Raw genomic sequence first — 18,932 nt, 5'->3', positions numbered from 1 at the left:
AAAGATATGTAACGTAACAATTACTTTACTTCTTCAAAATCTACATCTTGAACATCTTCTGTATCGTTAGTAGACTCTGTTTGTCCTTCTGGTTCAGCAGCTCCACCTTGTTGAGCTTCTTGCTGAGCCTTATACATTTCTTCTGATGCTACTTTCCAAGCTTCATTTATTTTATCTAAAGCTGGTTGAATAGTTGCAACATCTTTTGTTTCGTAAGCTTTCTTTAACTCTTCTAAAGCTGCTTCTATTGGCTGTTTCTTATCATCAGATAATTTATCACCAAACTCTTTTAATTGCTTTTCCGTTTGGAAAATCATTGCATCAGCTTCATTTAACTTATCTACTTGCTCTTTTTTAGCTTTATCAGCTTCAGCATTTGCTTCAGCCTCACGCTTCATCTTTTCTATTTCCTCTTCTGTTAACCCTGAAGAAGCTTCTATCCTAATATCTTGAGACTTACCTGTAGCTTTATCTGTAGCAGATACTTTAATAATTCCGTTAGCATCAATATCAAAAGTTACTTCAATTTGAGGTACTCCTCTCTGTGCTGGTGGAATTCCATCTAAATGAAAACGACCAATTGTTTTGTTATCTGCAGCCATTGGACGCTCTCCTTGCAATACATGAATCTCTACAGATGGTTGATTGTCTGCTGCAGTTGAAAACACCTGAGATTTCTTAGTAGGAATAGTTGTATTGGCATCAATTAACTTAGTCATTACATTACCCATAGTTTCAATTCCTAATGATAATGGAGTAACATCTAATAATAATACATCTTTTACATCTCCAGTTAATACACCTCCTTGAATCGCTGCTCCAATAGCAACAACCTCATCTGGGTTTACTCCTTTTGATGGAGCTTTACCAAAGAACTTTTCTACTTCTTCTTGAATTTTAGGAATACGAGTAGAACCTCCTACTAAAATTACTTCATCGATGTCTGATTTAGAAATTCCTGCATCTTGTAATGCTTTTTCACAAGGCAACATAGAACGACGTACTAAATCATCTGCTAATTGCTCAAACTTAGCTCTAGTTAATGTTTTAACTAAGTGCTTAGGTCCTGAAGCATCTGCAGTAATATATGGTAAGTTAATTTCTGTTTGTGTAGAAGCAGATAATTCAATCTTCGCTTTTTCTGCTGCTTCTTTTAAACGCTGCAATGCCATTGGATCTTTAGTTAAATCCATTCCACCATTCTCGCTTTTAAACTCATCAGCCATCCAATCAATTAATACTTGATCGAAATCATCTCCTCCTAAATGTGTATCACCATTTGTAGATAATACTTCAAATACACCATCTCCTAATTCTAAGATAGAAACATCAAAAGTACCTCCTCCTAAATCATATACAACTATTTTTTTGTCTTGATCTGCCTTGTCTAATCCATAAGCCAATGCTGCTGCTGTTGGCTCATTAATAATTCTTTCTACTTTTAAACCAGCTATTTCTCCAGCTTCTTTAGTAGCCTGACGTTGTGCATCGTTAAAATAAGCTGGAACTGTAATTACTGCTCTAGAAACATCTTGCCCTAAATAATCTTCAGCTGTTTTTTTCATTTTCTGAAGTGTCATAGCAGATAGTTCTTGAGGAGAATATAAACGTCCGTCAATATCTACACGAGGTGTATCGTTATCTCCTTTTACAACTTTATAAGCTGTTCTACTAATTTCTTCAGTACACTCTGAAAATTTATTTCCCATAAAACGTTTAACAGAAGCTACCGTTTTTGTTGGGTTGGTTACCGCTTGCCTTTTTGCAGGGTCACCTACTTTAATCTCTCCTCCTTCTACAAAAGCAATTACAGATGGGGTTGTTCTTTTTCCTTCTGCATTAGGTATAACTACTGGCTCATTACCTTCCATTACAGAAACACAAGAGTTGGTAGTACCTAAATCGATTCCAATTATTTTACTCATTTTATAATTTATATTTAAATTTTTAATTCAATTTTACGCTTACTTATTGTCAAGATGTATGCCAATACTTTTTGTATGACATGGTGTCAGTTTCATATTTTTTTATATATTTGGAATGAATTTAATCTACTAAAAGAATCCTCTAACATATGGAAGAAATTGGGAGGAGCAATTCTTGATTGAATTTGTATAGTACTTACTATATACCATATCTAAAAAATGTAACCTATAAATTTTTAGATATGGATTGTAAATTCCCCTTTTCGAAATTCTTTAACTTAGTAGTATTTCTATTTAGTTTTATTGCAAATTCTCAAACACCTGAGTCTTGTGATTGTACTCCTGACATTTCTGGTCTTAGTAATTACTTAAACAGTTTAACTCTAAATGAGAATGCTCCTTTGCGTTTTGATGTACCTAGCAACACATCTACTTATGCTGTATTACACGGAGTAATTGGCAGTACTACCCCTGCCGTTACTCAAACTTTTATAGATAATTATCCCAATGTTACCACTCTAGTATTTATGCAAATACCAGGTAGTGAAGATGATACTGCCAATTTACAAGCTTCTCAAAAGTTAAAAGATAGAGGTTATACCACCTACCTTCCTGCTGTAAATGCTTATAATCAAGATGCTTTTATTGCTTCTGGAGGAACAGATATGTTCTTTGCGGGTAACAAACGTATTATAGATCCAGGTGCAGAAGTTGGTGTACACTCATGGAGCGACGGTACTAACGAAGCGACCGATTACCCAGTAGGCCATGATAATCATCAACCATATATAAATTATTATGTGGCTATGGGTTTAAGTCAAGCAGATTCTGAAGCTTTTTATTATTATACTATTAATGCAGCTCCAGCTAATAATATTCACAATATGACAGAAGCAGAAATAGAACAATATAAACTAAGAACTTGTAAATATACTTCTAACCCAACTTACACAATTACAAATAATAACAATACTCTTAGCTCTAATTTAACTGGGGCTAGTTACCAATGGGTTGATTGTAATAATGGTAATGCACCTATAAGTGGAGCTACAAATCAAAACTTTACTCCTACTTCTAACGGTAGCTATGCAGTACAAATAACTGAAAATGGTTGCAATGGAATTTCAAATTGTATCCAAATAAATTCTTTATCAGTTAGTCAACATGAGCTAAATAATTTAATCAAACTATACCCAAATCCAACTGAAAGTGACAATGTATACCTAGACTGTTCTCGTTTAAATGAAGAAGTGTATATTTCTATTAAAGATATAAATGGCAAACATATCAAAACCATTAATTCTTTAGGTGCTGAAATACTAACTATTAATACTCAACGCTATGCTCGTGGTATTTATTTTTTAACATTACAGTCAGAAAGTCTATATAAAAACATTAAAATGTTAGTAAAATAAAATTACTACTTTACAATACCTCACATTAAACATAAAAAAAGAGCGCATAAAGCGCTCTTTTTAAAGATTTATTATCTGCATTAAAAACCCGAATTTTAATTACCCATTGTGTAATAAATCTATATATAATTGGGGGCTAAACTCTTATTATTCAGTTATTAAAACATCAAAGTAAAATTGACCTTGCCAACAATCAGAAGTTTGATCTCCAAAAATATCAGTTCTAGTAATATTCATAGTAATAGACGCTGCTGATTTAGAGGCATAATTCAAACTAAAAGTGTCTGGATGTGAGCTGTTATTATTTGCACTAAATATCATTCCACTAGGAGCAAATGGTAATGCTGGAGAAAAATCATAACGTACTTGTAATCTTTCTGGCCTGTAAGGTGCCAATAAGACATCGTTTCCGCTTATAGTAGCTACTGTTCCGACAGTAGTTTGTCTTGATAAAATCTCCCATGATACAGTTGTATTAACACCTCTAACATCTATATTAAAACTACCTGTGCTACCAGTTGACACATTATTACAAATAGGAATTTCCATTGTTTGAAACTCTAATATATTTGGTAAGTTACTAATGTTATTATTAGATAAAGTTTGCCATGTAGCATTTCCGTTTGCATCAGATACTAATGCCTTACCCACACCTTGATTACCGTCTACCAATCGCATAGCTGCAGGTGCTGTTGTTGTAATAGTTATATCGTCTACATAAGCCGTATCACTACCACTACTTGCTGAACTATCTTTTTCATAAGCCCACCTTAAAGTTTGAGTCCCTGCTGCAAGTAAATATATTTGTTGAGTATAACCTATTGTACCTGACCACTGGTCTTGCTGTACTCCATCAATATAAAAGCGTAAATAATCGTAACCAGATTCACTACTTACTTCATAATAAAAACTAAGTGAAGCACCTCCTGCTGGAATGGTTATTGTTCGCTCCATGTAAGTTGTTTGTGAGTCAGTAATAGTCCCCGCTCCTGCTGCGTTTGATCCTGAATTAACATTAGTAGACTGTATTGTCCAATTAGCATCTCCTCCTGTTGTAAATGACCCCATTCCTGATTCAAAACCTTGATTTAATAAGCTTCCAGGGGTACCTATGTTTTCTATATGAAATTTAGTAGAAGGACTGTTGGTACCTACTCCAACATTGCCAGAATTAGCATTATACATATCATTCCCCACTACTGTCCAGTCAGTATCTGCTCCTCCAAAGGTTGTCCATATAGTTCCATTATAGTAATAGAATCCAGGTGAGTTATCTGTCTGATAAATTAATAAACCTGTAGCAGGACTTGTTATTGCGTTACGTTCTGTTTCTAACATTCTTGGTATTAACAAACCAGAAGTATTAGAATCTATATCTAACATAGCACTTGAATCTGGTGTAGTTGTACCTATTCCTACTTGAGCATAGGTACCAAATGTGCATAACAGCAACATTAATAGTAAATTGTTTTTATTCATTTCGGGTATTATTTTAAAGATGATACAAATCACTTAATAATAAAACCCTTTTTAAAAAAGTTGGGATATAATTACATAAAACTGGTATAGAACAACTTATGTGCTTATTTAGATTCTATAAATCTTATTAAATCAGCTTTGTAGCTTTTAGAAACAGGTATTTTATTGTTTTCAATTTCTATTTCCATTACTGACTTTTTGTAACTGCTTATTTGATCTAGGTTAACTATAAAAGCTCTATGAACTTGAATAAATTTTTTATTTGGTAATACTTTTATAAATTCTTTTATTGTTTCCCTATGCTTATATGTAAGCTGCTTTGTATGAATAAAAAGATAGTTTTTTTGAGACTCAATATAACGAATATCTTTCCAAAGCACCTTTTCAAATTTATCAATGTTTTTTAAATATATATATTGTTCTCTTTCAGTTAAAGAACTTTTTTCTTTTAAACGCATTAATGAATTATGTTTCAATAAGGCTATTTCTATAGATGAAAATAGTTCTGACTTTTGAAATGGTTTATTTAAAAATCCGTAAGGGCTAGTATTTATAGCTTCGTTAAGTGTTTTATGATCTGTATATGCTGTTAAATATATAAATGGTATCTGATAATTTTCCTGAATATATGTACCTAACCATATACCATCTTTATCATCATTTAAATTAACATCTAAAATTACACAATCAATCTCTTCTTCTTTGAAAAAATTCAAGGCTTCATTTATATTTAACGCACATCCGACAATTGTATATCCTTGAGAAGATAAAAAATTTGCTATTGATTTGGCGGTTATATATTCGTCTTCTACTATTAATATTTTAGCTGTTGTATTCATTAAATACCTCCTTTAAAAATAACCTTTACCAATGCGCCTTCTGAATTCAAAACACTTAATTTGCCTTTAAGCTGTCTTGACAATCCGCTTATTAAATCAAACCCTATTGAGCTAATTTTATCTAATTTAAAATCCTTATCTAAACCAACTCCATCATCTTTAATACTTAACTCAAAAGCATCTTCGTTCAATTGAATCAATTTTATACTGATCTTGCCTGAGTTTTGTTTTACAAAAGCATGCTTATAAGCATTACAAACTGCTTCGTTAACTATTAAACTTACAGGAACAGCTGTTGTTACACTAAAGTCGATATTATCTGCAACAATACTAATTAAAATATTCTTAGTGTTATCTCTATAAGAGCTTTCTAATACTGATAACAATTCCTCTAAATAGTTTTGCATATTTACCTTACTAACAGCGTCAGATTGATACATCATTTTATGCATAAGCGCTACAGATTGAATTCTGTTTTGACCTTCTTTGAGTAATATTTTTACCTTGTCATTATCAATATTAATACTCTGTAAGTCTAACAATCCAGAAATAATCTGAAGGTTATTTTTTACCCTATGATGTACTTCTTTAAGTAAAACTTCTTTTTCTGATAAAGCAATTTTTATTTGTTCATTTTTTAGCTTTATTTCTTTTCTACTTTTCTTTAAAAAATAACCGTTGTACAAACTAATAAACAGTATTATTGACAAAAAAACTGCCAAAAAAGTTATTACCTTGTTTAACTTATCTTTAAATCTTACTTCTTGATTTATTAAATTTATTTTATGTTGCTCTACTAATTTTTTTTCTTGTTCTCTTGTATAAACTAATTCATTACTAGCCAATAATTTATTTAGGTCGTTTTTATCAATAACATTTTTAAGTTTAAAAGCTTTGTTAAAATAAGAGTAAGCAGAATCTTTCTGATTTATTTTATAATAATACGTTGCCGTATTTTTTAAGTAAATAACCTCTGTATCTTTATTTGTCAATTGACTTAATACATAGGGTATTTTTTCTAGTGTAGATTTAGCTTTGTAATACTGCCCTATTTTAATATAGCATTTTACTAGTAAATTATAGCTATTCGCTGTACTTTGCAAATTACCAGAGTTTAACAAACCTATTTCTATATCTTCAATTAATAACGGAATGGCCTCTTTATATTTTTCTTTTACTACATAAACCTCTGCAATATTACCTTTAACCAACGCTGTAATATCTCTATAATGATCTTGATGCTTACCTTTTAAATTTTGTTCGGCATAACTCAAAGCTTTATTGTAATTTAACAAAGCAAGGTTATAATTTTCTGCCTTAAAAAAATAATACCCTAAATCATTAAAACCAGATGAAACAATTAAAGGCTCCCCTTTATCTTCTGCTATCAATTCTTCTAATTCTCTCCTAAGTGTTGAGGCTGCCTTATCATACATTTTTAATTGGGCATATAGCCTACTATTCATGTTATATGTCCAAAGAGGGTACTCTGCTCCTTGCTTTATGTAATCTTTAATTTTAGTGTTTAATTCAAAAATATCTGAGTATAATTGTAATTTGTAATAAGCTCTTTTTAATTTAGATAGCACCTCAACCTTATTGCTTACAGACAATTGTTCTTTTCCTAACAATGTTTTTAACGTATTAATGCTTTTAATATAATCGTTATTAAAATAATGCAAATCTGCATAAGCTAAATTAAGTTTAAGAAATAAGTGGTCATCTAAATCATTATTTAGATTATCAGGTAGGTTGTTTAATAAAAAAGTAGTGTTTTCTATTATTTCTGAATCTGATAGATCATTGAAAATTTCTAACTTATCATTTAATGATAAACTTTCATAGTCATAAAGTTTATCCTCTGTTTGAGCTGATAAACTAAAACTAAAAAAGTAATTAAAAATAATAACGAGTATGTATAAATGTTTAGCTTTCATTCTTTTAGCTACTAGTACAAATATAGCAAGAACATAAATAATTAACTGTTTTTTAAGCTTAGTAACGAAAGAAATGTATCCCTAAAAGTCTAGCAATTATCCCAAACAAAAAAAGCAACAATATCACTGTTGCTTTTTGTTATTTCTAAATATTCATCCATTTAAATTGGTATTTGGTATCTGGTATAACTGCTCTCTCGGCTATACGATACATTCTATCTGGCAAACGCATTAGATAATCTCTCGCTTTTTCGGCCTCAGAAGACAAATTAGAAATTTTATCTATTTCCCATACTTTATTTAGCTTTTTCATAATATCAACATAATCAAAACCAGTATAAACTCCAGCTCTTTGAGCTACCATTGAAAATTGATCGAATATTGAAGCTTTTTCTGCATACGACTCTCTTAAAAACATAGCGGGCATTACTATTTGCTTTTTCATCATATAGTAATAAGCTAGCATCATTTCATTAGGATCTATTTTAAATATCTCCTTTACAAAGTCTGAATATGCTACATGATGTCTCATTTCATCTCCTGCAATAATTTTAGACATTTTAGCCAATACCTTATGTCCATTTTTACGAGCTATTTTAGCTACATTATTATGAGATATATATGTTGCTAATTCTTGAAAACTTGTATAAACAAAGTTTTTATACGGATCTTTAGCAGTACCAATATCAAACCCATCAGCTATTAAATACTGAGTAGACATTTCTACTTCTCGCATATTTACCCGTCCAGATAAATATAAATACTTATTTAATACATCTCCATGTCTATTTTCTTCTGCAGTCCAAGCTCTTACCCACTTTGCCCAACCATTGTTAGGATCTTCCTCTTGGTCTTGTTGCACTCCATCTAAATCCATTAGCCAAGATTCATATGTAGGTAATGCCTCTTCAGTAATCATATCTCCAACCATTACAACCCAAAAATCATCATCTAGTTCTCTAGATATTTCTTGAATTTCTTTTATTTCATCAATAAAATTTTCAGACTGAGCGTTAGGTAAGAAATCTGTTGGTTGCCAAATTTCTTCAACAGGTATTAAAAATTTATCTACAAACACATCAATTTTTTTTTCTAGTGTTTGCATTACTTCTTTTCTTATGTTTGGTATAGACATTTTTTACTTTTTAAGGGGATTTAAGTCGCTTGAATTGTCCAAATATACCATATTAACATTAGTTAATAGCTCTATTTTAGGTATAATATTATATTTAACTATTTTTCTTTTAAATTGTAAAATTTGTCTTAATAAATAAGGGAGGTATTTACTAAAAAACACCTCCCTTAGTAAAATACTTAAATTACTAACTAGTTTACAGTTGGTAAATTACTGTATTTCTTAGCGTATTCTAACATTTGACCTTCAAAGGTTTCTGGTTGTTCAATTGTAAATCCACTAATGTCTCCATTTACATCTGTGGTAGGTACTATAACAGGATTTACAAACCCGCTATAAGCTGGGTCTTTAAACTGTTCGTTACGCTCTAATACTTCTGCATGTATCGCCTGATCTACTTTTACACCATAACCTTCTACTAAAGCTTCAACAGCATTAAAATCTCCTTCAGATTTAATACGCTGAGTTTCTCTTAATAATTCACCAAATAAATCATGCAGCTTATCGTAGTCATTGATATTAAAATAGGTCTTTCCGTCTTTTACAACTTTCTCTATAACATTATCAGCTTGTCCTTTTTCAAAAACCCATGCAGATACCCACTGACGGTTACGCATATGCGCTTCTTCTACATTATCTCCTAGATTTAATCGAATTAATTGAGTCATTAAACCATTTCTAATATAGCCATCGTAAGCAGCTTTACCAACAGCTTTCCAATCATCTACTAAACCTAATTCTTGTAATTTAGCATCATATAAATAATATAATCCTACCAAATCTGCTCTTCCTTCTTCTAATGTTGAAGCATAATTTTTTAAGGTTTCTTTTGTTTCTCCCACTCCAGGGTTTAGCTGTCCAGAAGCATGACCAATTACTTCATGCAAAGCAGTATGAAGCTTATCGGCTAACTTTCCGTATTTCTCTTCTAGTTCTACTTCCTCTGCATCGTGAGCAAATTCTTTTAAACGACCGCTCCCTCCTGCATTATTATACGAATTTATTATATTTCCTAAAGAAACTGATTTACTCCCTACTGCAGCTCTAATCCAATTAGCATTAGGCAAGTTAACTCCTATTGGTGTACTTGGAGAAGCGTCTCCAGCCTCTCCAGCAACGCTAACCACTTTATAACTTACCCCAACTACGTTTTTCTTTTTATGGGCATCCATTAAAGGTGAATTATCTTCAAACCATTGCGCATTATTGGCTAAAACTGCCATTTTTTTAGACATATCAAAGTCTTTTATTTGAACAATACTTTCATAAGAACCTCTATAGCCTAACGGATCGTTATATACTTCTATAAAACTATTAATATAATCTATATTACCTTCTGTAGCAGCAGTCCAAGCAACATTATAATCATCCCAAGTTTGTAAATCTCCTGTTTGGTAGTATTTTATTAAAAGTGCTAAAGCATCTGCCTGAGCCTTATTTTCTGCTACACCCTGAGCCTTTTCTAGCCAACCAATAATTTTATCAATTGCAGATCCATACAAGCCACCAGATTTATAAACACGCTCTTTCAATTCTCCATTTTCTTTCACCAACTGAGAGTTTAATCCGTATGATAGAGGCTTATCTGGATTAGGATGTTTCATTTTTTTGTAGAAAGATTCTACATCTGCATTGGTTACATTAGGACCATAAAAATTAACTGCACTTAATGCTACATTATCAACTCCTTTTGCTTGGTTCACTTTTTTTGCATCTTTATCATTAAAAATCACATCAAAAGCTTCTCCTTCTAAAATAGTATTAGTTTCTGCTAAAAGTGTTTTTAGATAATCTGAAGAAAACTCTGGTTGTAACTTATCGTTAGAGTAATGATGGTGTATACCATTTGAAAACCATACTCTTTTTAGATATTCTTCAAAAGCCATCCAATCATTAGTAGTTTTATCTCCCGAAAAATTGTTGTATACACTTTCTAAAGCTTTACGAATCGTTAAATTATGACGGTAATTTTGATCCCACATTATATCTCTTCCCTCAAGTCCAGCTTGAGTAAGATAGTAAACCAATTTTTGTTCTTTTAAACTCAATTCATTAAAACCTGGTATTTGATAGCGTAATACTTTTATATCTGCAAATTTACCTACGTTGTAATTAAATTCTTTGTTTTCTTTTTTATTAGCTACTTGTTCTACAGCTGGTTGAGTAGATTCTTTAGTTTCTTCATTTTTGTTTTTACCACAAGAAATAACTAGTGTAGAGGCCAATACTAAGCCTAAAATTGGTTTTATTTTCATTTGTTAAATAGATTTAATTGCCCTAAAAGTAGTGAAAGTGACTAATATATAAAAACAACATTTTTTATTATATTTAGGGCACTAGAATATTAACTTTTACTAACTCGTTAGTTTAAACAACTAACTTAAAACAAACTAAACATGAAAATAGTTAAGTATTTACTCATTTTAATTGTAGTTGTAGTTCTTGGTTATTGCATTTTAGCAGCAATGCAACCTAGTTCTTATAATTTTGAAAGAAGTAGAATAATTAAAGCGCCAATTGAATATGTATACAAACATATAAGTGATTATAAAAAATGTGAAGCTTGGGGACCTTGGCAAGAACAAGATACTACAATGACATTTCAATACAGTGACCAAACTTCTGGGGTTGGTGCTAGATACTCTTGGAATGGAGCTTGGGGACCAGGAAGTATGAAGACTCTAGAAGCTATTGAAAATAAATCGCTGAAACAAGAATTAAAATTTGCAGGTTTTGAACCTTCTGAGGTAAACTGGAGTTTAGAAGAAACTGACGAAGGAACAAAAGTTACCTGGGGTATGAAAGGTAATTCAGATTTTAAATTAAAAGCTATGATGTTACCTCAAGGTGGAATGGAAAAAGCAAATGAAGCTTCTTTTTTAAGAGGTTTAGAAAAGTTAGACAGTATTGTTGTAGACGATTTTACCAAGAATCCACCTGCTCCTCCTGCACCTACTTATTCTTTAGGAGGTATTATGAAATTAGATCAAGAAGCTCAGCAATTTATTGGGTATAAACAAAATATGAAAATAGACCATGAAGCAATGACTAAGTTGTTTATGGAGTTTTTACCTAAAGCTGGTATGCATGCTGTAGCACAAAAAATGGAAGAAGGTGATTACACACCAGGCGCAGTATTTACAAAATGGGATGAAAAAGCTGGAGAAGCTGAATTTTATATTGGACTTGTAGTTAAAAAAGATATTCCTTTAGCAGATGGTATGGAAAAAATCACTTTACCTAAAGGTAATAACATTATGATGTCTAAATACGGCCCTTACGGAACTGGTGATCATGAAGCTCATATGGCTATAGATGCCTATTTAAAAGAAAATGGGTTAGAACAAAATGGACCTATTTGGGAATTGTATGTTAACGATCCTAGTACTGTTAAACCTGAAGAAATTGAAACTGAAATTCACTATCCAGTTAAATAAAAAATTCTCTTATAAAAAAATAGAGGTTGTTTTTAAAAACAACCTCTATTTTTTTATACTAATTCTTCTTTAAGCTCTTCAACTATTGGTTCTTTTACGGCCTTTAACTTATTGAATTCTTCTAACTTTTCTAGTTCACCATCAAAATACGGAAACACATCCATAATAGGCGATTCTGATATAGCTGGAATTGAATAATCGGATGTGGTATTAACCAAAACAGCATTTGAATTATCAAAAGCTTCCTTTACATCGTTTGCTTGTACTAGAAAATACATATTTGTTTTTCTTTCCTTACCACTCTCTTCATCAAAGGCTACCAAAGATATTTTAGATTTAAACCAACGATCACTATTTTCAAACGGATGAATTTCTGCAAAATTGGCAACTTTAATATTCGTAATCATAAATTCTTCTGTAACATACAGAGCCATTTCTTCGTTTATTCTCTTCTCTGCTTCGGTATAAGAAACAGCATCAACCAAATACGGTTCTGTAACCACTTTTTGCTTACCAGTTTCGTCTATTTTTCTATACTTTACTTTACATTCATACCATGTAGCACTCATAATTTTTCATTTTTTAGACTGGCAAATATAACTGCTGATGACATTGAATAAACAAGATATTAATTTAGATATTCACAATTTGATTTTTCATATCTTCGCTATCTTATGAAAGCTATTTTACTTATTTTTTTAGGAGGAGGTACCGGTAGTGTTTTACGTTATTTTATAGGCAAAGCTTTGAACTCTAATATTACTGGAATACCATACGGTACTTTTTTAGCCAACATACTAGGATCTTTATTAATAGGTCTTATACTAGGAATGGCTAATAAAGAGAATCTGGTATCACAAAATCATGTTTTACTATTAGCAACAGGATTTTGTGGTGGTTTCACTACTTTCTCAACCTTTGCTTATGAGAACCATTTATTCTTAAAATCTGGTGATTTTTTATCGTTCGCCCTATATACAATAGGAAGCTTTATTGTAGGTTTTTTTATGGTGTTTTTTGGTATGTATCTTACTAAATAGAATAACTATTCATTACTACAAAAAAGAATGTTGTTAAAGCAATTATACTAATAAAAACATGCAAAACTCCAACAATAAGTAACCTAAAAAGGGTACTGATTATTGATCTTTTATAAAATTTCTTAGCAGCAATAAAACCATAAATTAATAACGCTAAAAAAGCAAAACCTCCTACATCTTCTGAAAACATCCAATCGATTATGGTTGTAATAGATAGCATGACAAATAAAAAGGCCTGCAAATGAAGAGCAAATACCAAATGGTCTATATAGAAATACTCTTTTTTATAAAAAGATATAAATAGTATAAACCCTAAAACAGGTATCATGGCAAATAACAAAATAGGTAGTTTATTTTGTAAATAATTAAAAAAGTTTCTTGCCTCTTTTTTGTCAGAGAAAATTTGTTTCATCTTTTCCTCAAAATCAGCATCAATATCTTCTATTAAAGTGTCTTCTTGTTCGTATTTAGTAGTTTTATCTGCCAAAGTTTTATCTTGTTCTTCAGCAACTTTCTCTATTTTATCATTCCTTGTGTCAACTATATTGTTAATGACACTTCCATTAGACGTAACACCTAATAATATGAAAAAGAAAAAACTAATAAATACATATAATCTAATAGGGCGGAGATAAGCTTCTATTTTTCCATTCAAATATTCTAATGATAGAAAACTAGGCTTGAAAAGTAAAAATTTTAGTGATCTAAATAATTTATTATCAAAAGAAAAGTAAGTAGATGTAAAATCATTTATTAACATCTTTACTGTTACTCTTCTAATATGATTTTCTTGCCCACAATTAAAACAAAAATTCATTTCTTCTTTTAAATGAGTTTTGCAATTAGGACAACTAATTCTTTTCCTTCTCCTCTTTCCCATTTTAATGCTTATTAAACTTTTTTACGCCAGCAGTAACCTCTACTAATAAATGATTCTCTATTGGAGGTATTGGGCAAGAATACCTTCCAGAATAAGCACAATATGGATTATATGATTTATTAAAATCTAATACTACATTATTTTGGAATGGCTTTTTAAAATCTATATATCTTCCTCCTCCATAACTAGTTTCACCATTAGTTAAATCTGTAAAAGGAATAAATAAATAGTCTTTGTATTCTTCTTTTTCAATTAACTTAACGTTCTGATATACATTTAACTTTAGTTTTTTACCCTTTAATTTAAAATGTAATTCTCCATATTTGACATATTCAGGTAACCTATCTGTAGAAGTTTTCATTTTAAAAGAAGCTTCATCTTTAGTTCTTACAAAATTAGCTTCTACTCTATAACTTAAATCAATATCAAAAAAATCTAAGGCTTTAAAATGTTTCCTGTCTTTTTCTGTTAACGGAGATTTTCCTTCTGTTTTAAATTGTGTATTCAATTCTTTTTGGTGCTCTTTTATTTCTTTGATTGCTTCTTTATTTTGAGCAAAAACAGTACTTGACACCAATAATACTAAAAGTAATAATCTCTTCATTTTAAAAAATTTATTTCAAAAATAAACTTTATAATTAAAAATTCTATAGCTTTGCAGTATCAAATACTTACAAAAATGATTTGTACACAAATAAATAAATGGGTCTACAGGCCTTCTCAAAAGAGAAGATCGGGCACTTGTTGTATTTATTTGTTATCTCAATAATGATATCAATTATATCAATATAAAAACGCCTGGCTTCTTCGTCAGGCGTTTTATTTTTATATAGAATTCCTAACTGGGTTCATCATCAATCATATCAATTTAATCATCATCAATCAAAAAACAACTATTATGAAAAAACTCTACTTAAATTATATCGACTCTTTTAGCGGGCTGTCTAAAGAAGTCTGGTGGTTATCACTTATTACATTAATAAACAGAGCTGGTACCATGGTTATTCCGTTTCTATCACTTTACCTTACAGAAAGTCTAGATTTCACACCCAGTAATGTTGGTTGGATAATGTCTGCTTTTGGTTTAGGTTCTGCAGCTGGCTCATGGTTGGGAGGAAAACTAACCGATAAAATAGGCTATTACAAAGTAATGTTGTTTAGCTTATTGCTAACAGGGTTATTATTTATTGGATTACAATTCTTAACCACATTTAGTTCTTTCTGTTTAGGAATTTTTATAGTTATGACAGTAGCAGACACTTTTAGACCTGCTATGTTTGTTGCTTTGAGTGCTTATAGCAAACCCGAAAACAAAACTAGATCTGTAACCTTAATACGTTTAGCGATTAACTTAGGTTTTTCTGCAGGACCAGCTGTTGGTGGATTAATTATAACGTATTTGAGTTATGGAGGCTTATTTTGGGTTGATGGCATTACTTGTGCTTTAGCCAGTATTTTATTACTTAAAGTACTTAATCCCAAAAAGGCTATAGTTATTGATGAAGAAAAGGTTATCAATCCAAAATCGGCTTATACAGATAAAACATTTTGGGTATTTCTTGTTGCTATGTCTTTATTCGGAATTGTTTTTATGCAGTTTTTTTCAACTATTCCCTTATACTATAAAAACATTCACTTTTTAAGTGAATTTCAAATAGGCTTATTAATGGGTATGAATGGTTCTATCATTTTTGTTTTAGAAATGCCTGTAGTAAAATGGTTAGAAAAAACTAAACGCTCAAAATCTGGACTAATGCTTATAGGTGCTATTTTAACCGGGTTGAGTTTTATTATATTAACAACTACTTCTTGGGTTGGAATATTAGTAATTAGTATGTTATTAGTGACTATTGGAGAAATGATAGCCTTTCCTTTTTCTAATGCCTTTGCAATGGATAGATCTAAACGTGGCAATAAAGGAGAATATATGGCTTTGTATAGTATTGCTTTTTCTATAGCACATATATTTAGCCATAACGGAGGGATGCATTTAATAGAATATATTGGATACAACAACACTTGGTATATTATAACTGCTATTTCTACAATATGTATATTGTTGTTATATATATTAAGACAACGAATGAAATTAAAAAGCATAAGCACATGAATTTAAACCAAATAACTCTACCGTCTTTAAACCTTAAAAAGGCGGTAGTATTTTATCAAAAGTTAGGATTCAATCTTATAGTAGATGCTTTACCCAGGTATGCCCGTTTTGAATGTTTAAACGGAGAAAGCACTTTCTCTTTACATCTAGTAGATCAACTACCTAATAAAACCGGAATCAGCATTTATTTTGAAGTCGATGATTTAAATAAAACCGTCAATCAACTAATAAAGAAAGGAATTGTATTTGAACAATTACCCAAAGAGCAATCTTGGCTGTGGAAAGAAGCTTATTTAAAAGATCTAGATGGTAATCAATTAATTATTTACTCAGCAGGTAAAAATCGTAAAAATCCTCCTTGGAGAATTAATTAAATACTGCCATTACATTGCTTTACTTACAAATACAACTATTATACCCACAATAGTTCCTATAATAAAAATTAGTAAGAACATTATAGTAGTAAGCACTATAAAACGCAACAATTTTATTATACTTTTTACTATAGAGTGGTCATGTAATTTACTCAATGCATACCAATAAAATAGTAACATTAAAACTGGACTCAATGTATAAATAATAGGCGAAATAAACATAGATAGAAAAAAGGCTATTACGGTAAACCACATAGTAACTCCTTGTATAAATGCATTTATAACCATGTGTTCTCCTAAGTTATAAGACTTTCTATAAGTCCACTTGCTTAACAAAGCATAGAATAATAAAAAAACAAATGTTAATATGTTAAAATATTTAAGAAAATACTTTAACCACTTTTCTTGAAAATTTAATTGAAATCTTGCTGAATCTTGTTGAATTTTTAATTGTTGTAATTCCTTCTCAGATATTCCTTCAATTGCTGTTAAATCTCGTTCGGCTAATTCTCTTAATTCAGAAAATTGTTCACCCCCCATACTCGATTGTATTTCTATAAAACTATCTGGAAATAAATTAAAAACCAGTAGTGATAAAGCAGTACCAATAGCTAAAAACGCAAACGGATTTACATACTTTTTTCTAACTCCAGATAAATACTCACTCAAAACTATTTTTGGGCTAACTACCATCATTTTTAGAGTTCTGAAATATTTACTATCAAAACCAAATACGTTAGAAACAACCTCAGTTATTAGTTTTCTAAGTGTTATTTTTTCTATTACTACCTTAGCTCCACATTTATTACAAAACAAGTCTTCAGTACTTAAAGTCGCAGCACAATTTTTACAATTCACAAATAAATAATATTAGTTCAATTAGGAGCTCAAATATAAAAACATGCTTTTAATTTAAGATACTTTTCTTACATTTAATATATGAAATATTTTATTACATTCTGCTTCGTTATTTCTTGTTTTTCATGTAAAGAACAAGTTGCTCAATCAACAATAGAATCACAAAAAGAAGAAAAGAAAGAACGCTATTTACCCAAACTTACCCCAAAAAACTACAATGTTGCCTTTCTAATTATGAATGGGGTTTATAATACCGAATTAACAGCTCCCTACGATATTTTTCAGCATACTATTTTTAGAAAGGGTATAAAAGCTATGAATGTATTTACCGTTGCTAATACTTTAGATCCTATTATTTCTTTTGAAGGAATACGAATACTGCCTGATTATGATTATACTACAGATTTATTACCTGAAATAGATATTTTAGTTATACCAAGTGCCGAACATCATTTAGATTCTGATTTAGAAGATGAAGTCATGATTAACTTTGTAAAAAAGATAGATCAAGAAGCTCAGTTTATTACTTCTCATTGCGATGGCGCCTTTGTATTAGCTAAGGCAGGAGTTTTAAATAACTCTGTATCTACTACTTTCCCGAGTGATATAAATAAAATGAAAGATATGTTTCCAGAATTAGATATTAGAAAAGAAGTTTTGTTTGTTCACGATAATAAGTACATCACTTCGGCTGGAGGAGCTAAAAGCTTTGAAGCAGCCTTGTACTTGTGTGAACACTTATACGGAAAAGAAGTTACTAAACAAATAGCCGCTGGACTAGTAATAGATTGGGATTTAGAAAAAATACCTCATTTAATAATTAAAAACTAACCACAAACTTTACAGTTTTCTTTAGGTTTCACTTCTCCAACTAGTTCTCCCTTATCATTTTCTGAATAATCACAGCAATCTATGTACCCTTGTTTTATCAATTTTCTTCCTCGTTGAATTTGTGATTTTATAGTAGATAGTGGTAATTGTAATTGTTCTGCAACTTTTGCTTGTTTCATTCCTTTTATATCTGCCAAAAAAAGAGGGTCTCTATATTTTTTAGGAAGGTTTTTAATAATCCCTGGCAAACAATCTTCTGGCGAGTGTTCTTTATTTTCCCAAAATTCATCTTTGGTATCATAATCTAATAAAGGGACTGTTAATTGTGATTTTCTAAAATAATCGAGTGTTGTATTTCTAGCTATAGAAAACAGCCATGATTTTACCTTTTTATCGTCTATAATGGTATCTATTTTACTATAAGCTTTAATAAAGGTTTCCTGCACTAAGTCGTTAGTAAGTTGCTCATTTTTCACCTTACTAAAAACAAAACGTTTCATGTCTAAATGATATGAATTCCAAAGTTGAGTAATATTCATATACTACAATTTAAAAAGATTCCCACTCTCGTGGGAATACAATTTAACAATTACATCCGTTACAAGTACAAGATTCACATGTACAATTGATGCAACTTCCGTTTTTACAGTTTTCGCAGTTACAACTGCAACC

General features: G+C 30.7%; 17 protein-coding genes. 6 read left to right on the top strand and 11 right to left on the bottom strand.

All coding sequences use genetic code 11. The annotated features are described in order from the left end of the window. Nucleotides 1-20: 20 nt before the first annotated feature. On the bottom strand, nucleotides 21-1,925 hold the full coding sequence (dnaK, locus tag ACFQ1O_RS08750; RefSeq protein WP_377715453.1) for a molecular chaperone DnaK: 1,905 nt from the start codon (nucleotides 1,923-1,925) through the stop codon (nucleotides 21-23). Between the two features lie 242 nt (nucleotides 1,926-2,167). Here dnaK and ACFQ1O_RS08745 point away from each other — a divergent pair, with 242 nt between their 5' ends. Further along, entirely contained in the window at nucleotides 2,168-3,340 is a 1,173-nt protein-coding gene (locus ACFQ1O_RS08745) for a T9SS type A sorting domain-containing protein (protein WP_377715451.1), read from the top strand. Between the two features lie 147 nt (nucleotides 3,341-3,487). Here ACFQ1O_RS08745 and ACFQ1O_RS08740 read toward each other — a convergent pair whose 3' ends face one another. From ACFQ1O_RS08740 to ACFQ1O_RS08720, 5 genes are all read right to left on the bottom strand, one after another. Then, nucleotides 3,488-4,819 (bottom strand): hypothetical protein, encoded by a 1,332-nt coding sequence (locus ACFQ1O_RS08740; protein ID WP_377715449.1) that lies wholly within the window; start codon nucleotides 4,817-4,819, stop codon nucleotides 3,488-3,490. A 104-nt stretch (nucleotides 4,820-4,923) separates the two neighbouring features. Further along, nucleotides 4,924-5,658 (bottom strand): LytR/AlgR family response regulator transcription factor, encoded by a 735-nt coding sequence (locus tag ACFQ1O_RS08735; protein ID WP_377715447.1) that lies wholly within the window; start codon nucleotides 5,656-5,658, stop codon nucleotides 4,924-4,926. After that, complete coding sequence (locus tag ACFQ1O_RS08730; RefSeq protein ID WP_377715445.1) at nucleotides 5,658-7,595, bottom strand: tetratricopeptide repeat-containing sensor histidine kinase; 1,938 nt, start codon at nucleotides 7,593-7,595, stop codon at nucleotides 5,658-5,660. The genes ACFQ1O_RS08735 and ACFQ1O_RS08730 overlap by 1 nt, the downstream gene beginning before the upstream one ends. Before the next feature lie 145 nt (nucleotides 7,596-7,740). Next, nucleotides 7,741-8,730, bottom strand: coding sequence for an acyl-ACP desaturase (locus tag ACFQ1O_RS08725; protein WP_377715443.1), 990 nt, complete (start codon nucleotides 8,728-8,730; stop codon nucleotides 7,741-7,743). A gap of 191 nt (nucleotides 8,731-8,921) precedes the next feature. Next, nucleotides 8,922-10,985, bottom strand: coding sequence for a dipeptidyl-peptidase 3 family protein (locus ACFQ1O_RS08720; protein WP_377715442.1), 2,064 nt, complete (start codon nucleotides 10,983-10,985; stop codon nucleotides 8,922-8,924). 141 nt (nucleotides 10,986-11,126) lie between these two features. Here ACFQ1O_RS08720 and ACFQ1O_RS08715 point away from each other — a divergent pair, with 141 nt between their 5' ends. Next, the gene (locus ACFQ1O_RS08715) at nucleotides 11,127-12,167 is read left to right on the top strand and encodes an SRPBCC family protein (protein ID WP_377715440.1); all 1,041 of its coding nucleotides are present in this window, start codon (nucleotides 11,127-11,129) and stop codon (nucleotides 12,165-12,167) included. A 53-nt stretch (nucleotides 12,168-12,220) separates the two neighbouring features. Here ACFQ1O_RS08715 and ACFQ1O_RS08710 read toward each other — a convergent pair whose 3' ends face one another. Then, nucleotides 12,221-12,736 carry a DUF4494 domain-containing protein gene (locus tag ACFQ1O_RS08710; protein WP_377715438.1) on the bottom strand — a complete coding sequence of 172 codons (516 nt, stop codon included), beginning with the start codon at nucleotides 12,734-12,736 and terminating at the stop codon, nucleotides 12,221-12,223. Between the two features lie 105 nt (nucleotides 12,737-12,841). Between ACFQ1O_RS08710 and crcB the strand changes: the two genes are divergently transcribed. Further along, nucleotides 12,842-13,207 (top strand): fluoride efflux transporter CrcB, encoded by a 366-nt coding sequence (gene crcB / locus ACFQ1O_RS08705; protein WP_377715436.1) that lies wholly within the window; start codon nucleotides 12,842-12,844, stop codon nucleotides 13,205-13,207. Here crcB and ACFQ1O_RS08700 read toward each other — a convergent pair. Both ACFQ1O_RS08700 and ACFQ1O_RS08695 read right to left on the bottom strand, forming a co-directional pair. Beyond that, entirely contained in the window at nucleotides 13,200-14,087 is an 888-nt protein-coding gene (locus ACFQ1O_RS08700; RefSeq protein WP_377715435.1) for a DUF3667 domain-containing protein, read from the bottom strand. The genes crcB and ACFQ1O_RS08700 overlap by 8 nt on opposite strands. A 1-nt stretch (nucleotide 14,088) precedes the next feature. Continuing rightward, entirely contained in the window at nucleotides 14,089-14,691 is a 603-nt protein-coding gene (locus ACFQ1O_RS08695) for a DUF1684 domain-containing protein (protein ID WP_377715433.1), read from the bottom strand. 294 nt (nucleotides 14,692-14,985) lie between these two features. On the opposite strand from ACFQ1O_RS08695, the gene ACFQ1O_RS08690 reads away from it, so the two are divergent. Together ACFQ1O_RS08690 and ACFQ1O_RS08685 are read left to right on the top strand one after the other, a co-directional pair. Continuing rightward, entirely contained in the window at nucleotides 14,986-16,197 is a 1,212-nt protein-coding gene (locus tag ACFQ1O_RS08690; protein WP_377715432.1) for an MDR family MFS transporter, read from the top strand. Further along, entirely contained in the window at nucleotides 16,194-16,571 is a 378-nt protein-coding gene (locus ACFQ1O_RS08685) for a VOC family protein (protein WP_377715430.1), read from the top strand. The genes ACFQ1O_RS08690 and ACFQ1O_RS08685 overlap by 4 nt, the downstream gene beginning before the upstream one ends. Before the next feature lie 9 nt (nucleotides 16,572-16,580). On the opposite strand, the gene ACFQ1O_RS08680 is transcribed toward ACFQ1O_RS08685, so the two are convergent. Beyond that, nucleotides 16,581-17,429: a DUF3667 domain-containing protein gene (locus ACFQ1O_RS08680; RefSeq protein WP_377715428.1), complete on the bottom strand. Its 849-nt coding sequence runs from the start codon at nucleotides 17,427-17,429 to the stop codon at nucleotides 16,581-16,583. Between the two features lie 81 nt (nucleotides 17,430-17,510). Between ACFQ1O_RS08680 and ACFQ1O_RS08675 the strand changes: the two genes are divergently transcribed. Beyond that, the gene (locus tag ACFQ1O_RS08675) at nucleotides 17,511-18,260 is read left to right on the top strand and encodes a DJ-1/PfpI family protein (protein WP_377715426.1); all 750 of its coding nucleotides are present in this window, start codon (nucleotides 17,511-17,513) and stop codon (nucleotides 18,258-18,260) included. Here the strand turns inward: ACFQ1O_RS08675 and ACFQ1O_RS08670 are convergent. After that, nucleotides 18,257-18,799 (bottom strand): sigma-70 family RNA polymerase sigma factor, encoded by a 543-nt coding sequence (locus ACFQ1O_RS08670; RefSeq protein WP_377715424.1) that lies wholly within the window; start codon nucleotides 18,797-18,799, stop codon nucleotides 18,257-18,259. The two genes, ACFQ1O_RS08675 and ACFQ1O_RS08670, sit on opposite strands and share 4 nt — an antisense overlap. Nucleotides 18,800-18,932: the final 133 nt, after the last annotated feature.

Origin of the sequence: Pseudofulvibacter geojedonensis (assembly GCF_042675745.1) — a bacterium.
Taxonomy (GTDB): Bacteria; Bacteroidota; Bacteroidia; order Flavobacteriales; family Flavobacteriaceae; genus Pseudofulvibacter; species Pseudofulvibacter geojedonensis.
This window is presented reverse-complemented; position numbering and strand designations above follow the sequence as displayed.

What these genes read in the sequence shown, in the direction of transcription:
- crcB (WP_377715436.1), top strand. Translation starts at nt 12,842, where the DNA reads ATGAAAGCTATTTTACTTATTTTTTTAGGAGGAGGTACCGGTAGTGTT.
- ACFQ1O_RS08710 (WP_377715438.1), bottom strand. Translation starts at nt 12,736, where the DNA reads ATGAGTGCTACATGGTATGAATGTAAAGTAAAGTATAGAAAAATAGAC.
- ACFQ1O_RS08735 (WP_377715447.1), bottom strand. Translation starts at nt 5,658, where the DNA reads ATGAATACAACAGCTAAAATATTAATAGTAGAAGACGAATATATAACC.
- ACFQ1O_RS08675 (WP_377715426.1), top strand. Translation starts at nt 17,511, where the DNA reads ATGAAATATTTTATTACATTCTGCTTCGTTATTTCTTGTTTTTCATGT.
- ACFQ1O_RS08740 (WP_377715449.1), bottom strand. Translation starts at nt 4,819, where the DNA reads ATGAATAAAAACAATTTACTATTAATGTTGCTGTTATGCACATTTGGT.
- ACFQ1O_RS08730 (WP_377715445.1), bottom strand. Translation starts at nt 7,595, where the DNA reads ATGAAAGCTAAACATTTATACATACTCGTTATTATTTTTAATTACTTT.
- ACFQ1O_RS08720 (WP_377715442.1), bottom strand. Translation starts at nt 10,985, where the DNA reads ATGAAAATAAAACCAATTTTAGGCTTAGTATTGGCCTCTACACTAGTT.
- ACFQ1O_RS08725 (WP_377715443.1), bottom strand. Translation starts at nt 8,730, where the DNA reads ATGTCTATACCAAACATAAGAAAAGAAGTAATGCAAACACTAGAAAAA.
- ACFQ1O_RS08700 (WP_377715435.1), bottom strand. Translation starts at nt 14,087, where the DNA reads ATGGGAAAGAGGAGAAGGAAAAGAATTAGTTGTCCTAATTGCAAAACT.
- ACFQ1O_RS08670 (WP_377715424.1), bottom strand. Translation starts at nt 18,799, where the DNA reads ATGAATATTACTCAACTTTGGAATTCATATCATTTAGACATGAAACGT.
- ACFQ1O_RS08715 (WP_377715440.1), top strand. Translation starts at nt 11,127, where the DNA reads ATGAAAATAGTTAAGTATTTACTCATTTTAATTGTAGTTGTAGTTCTT.
- ACFQ1O_RS08685 (WP_377715430.1), top strand. Translation starts at nt 16,194, where the DNA reads ATGAATTTAAACCAAATAACTCTACCGTCTTTAAACCTTAAAAAGGCG.
- ACFQ1O_RS08745 (WP_377715451.1), top strand. Translation starts at nt 2,168, where the DNA reads ATGGATTGTAAATTCCCCTTTTCGAAATTCTTTAACTTAGTAGTATTT.
- dnaK (WP_377715453.1), bottom strand. Translation starts at nt 1,925, where the DNA reads ATGAGTAAAATAATTGGAATCGATTTAGGTACTACCAACTCTTGTGTT.
- ACFQ1O_RS08690 (WP_377715432.1), top strand. Translation starts at nt 14,986, where the DNA reads ATGAAAAAACTCTACTTAAATTATATCGACTCTTTTAGCGGGCTGTCT.
- ACFQ1O_RS08695 (WP_377715433.1), bottom strand. Translation starts at nt 14,691, where the DNA reads ATGAAGAGATTATTACTTTTAGTATTATTGGTGTCAAGTACTGTTTTT.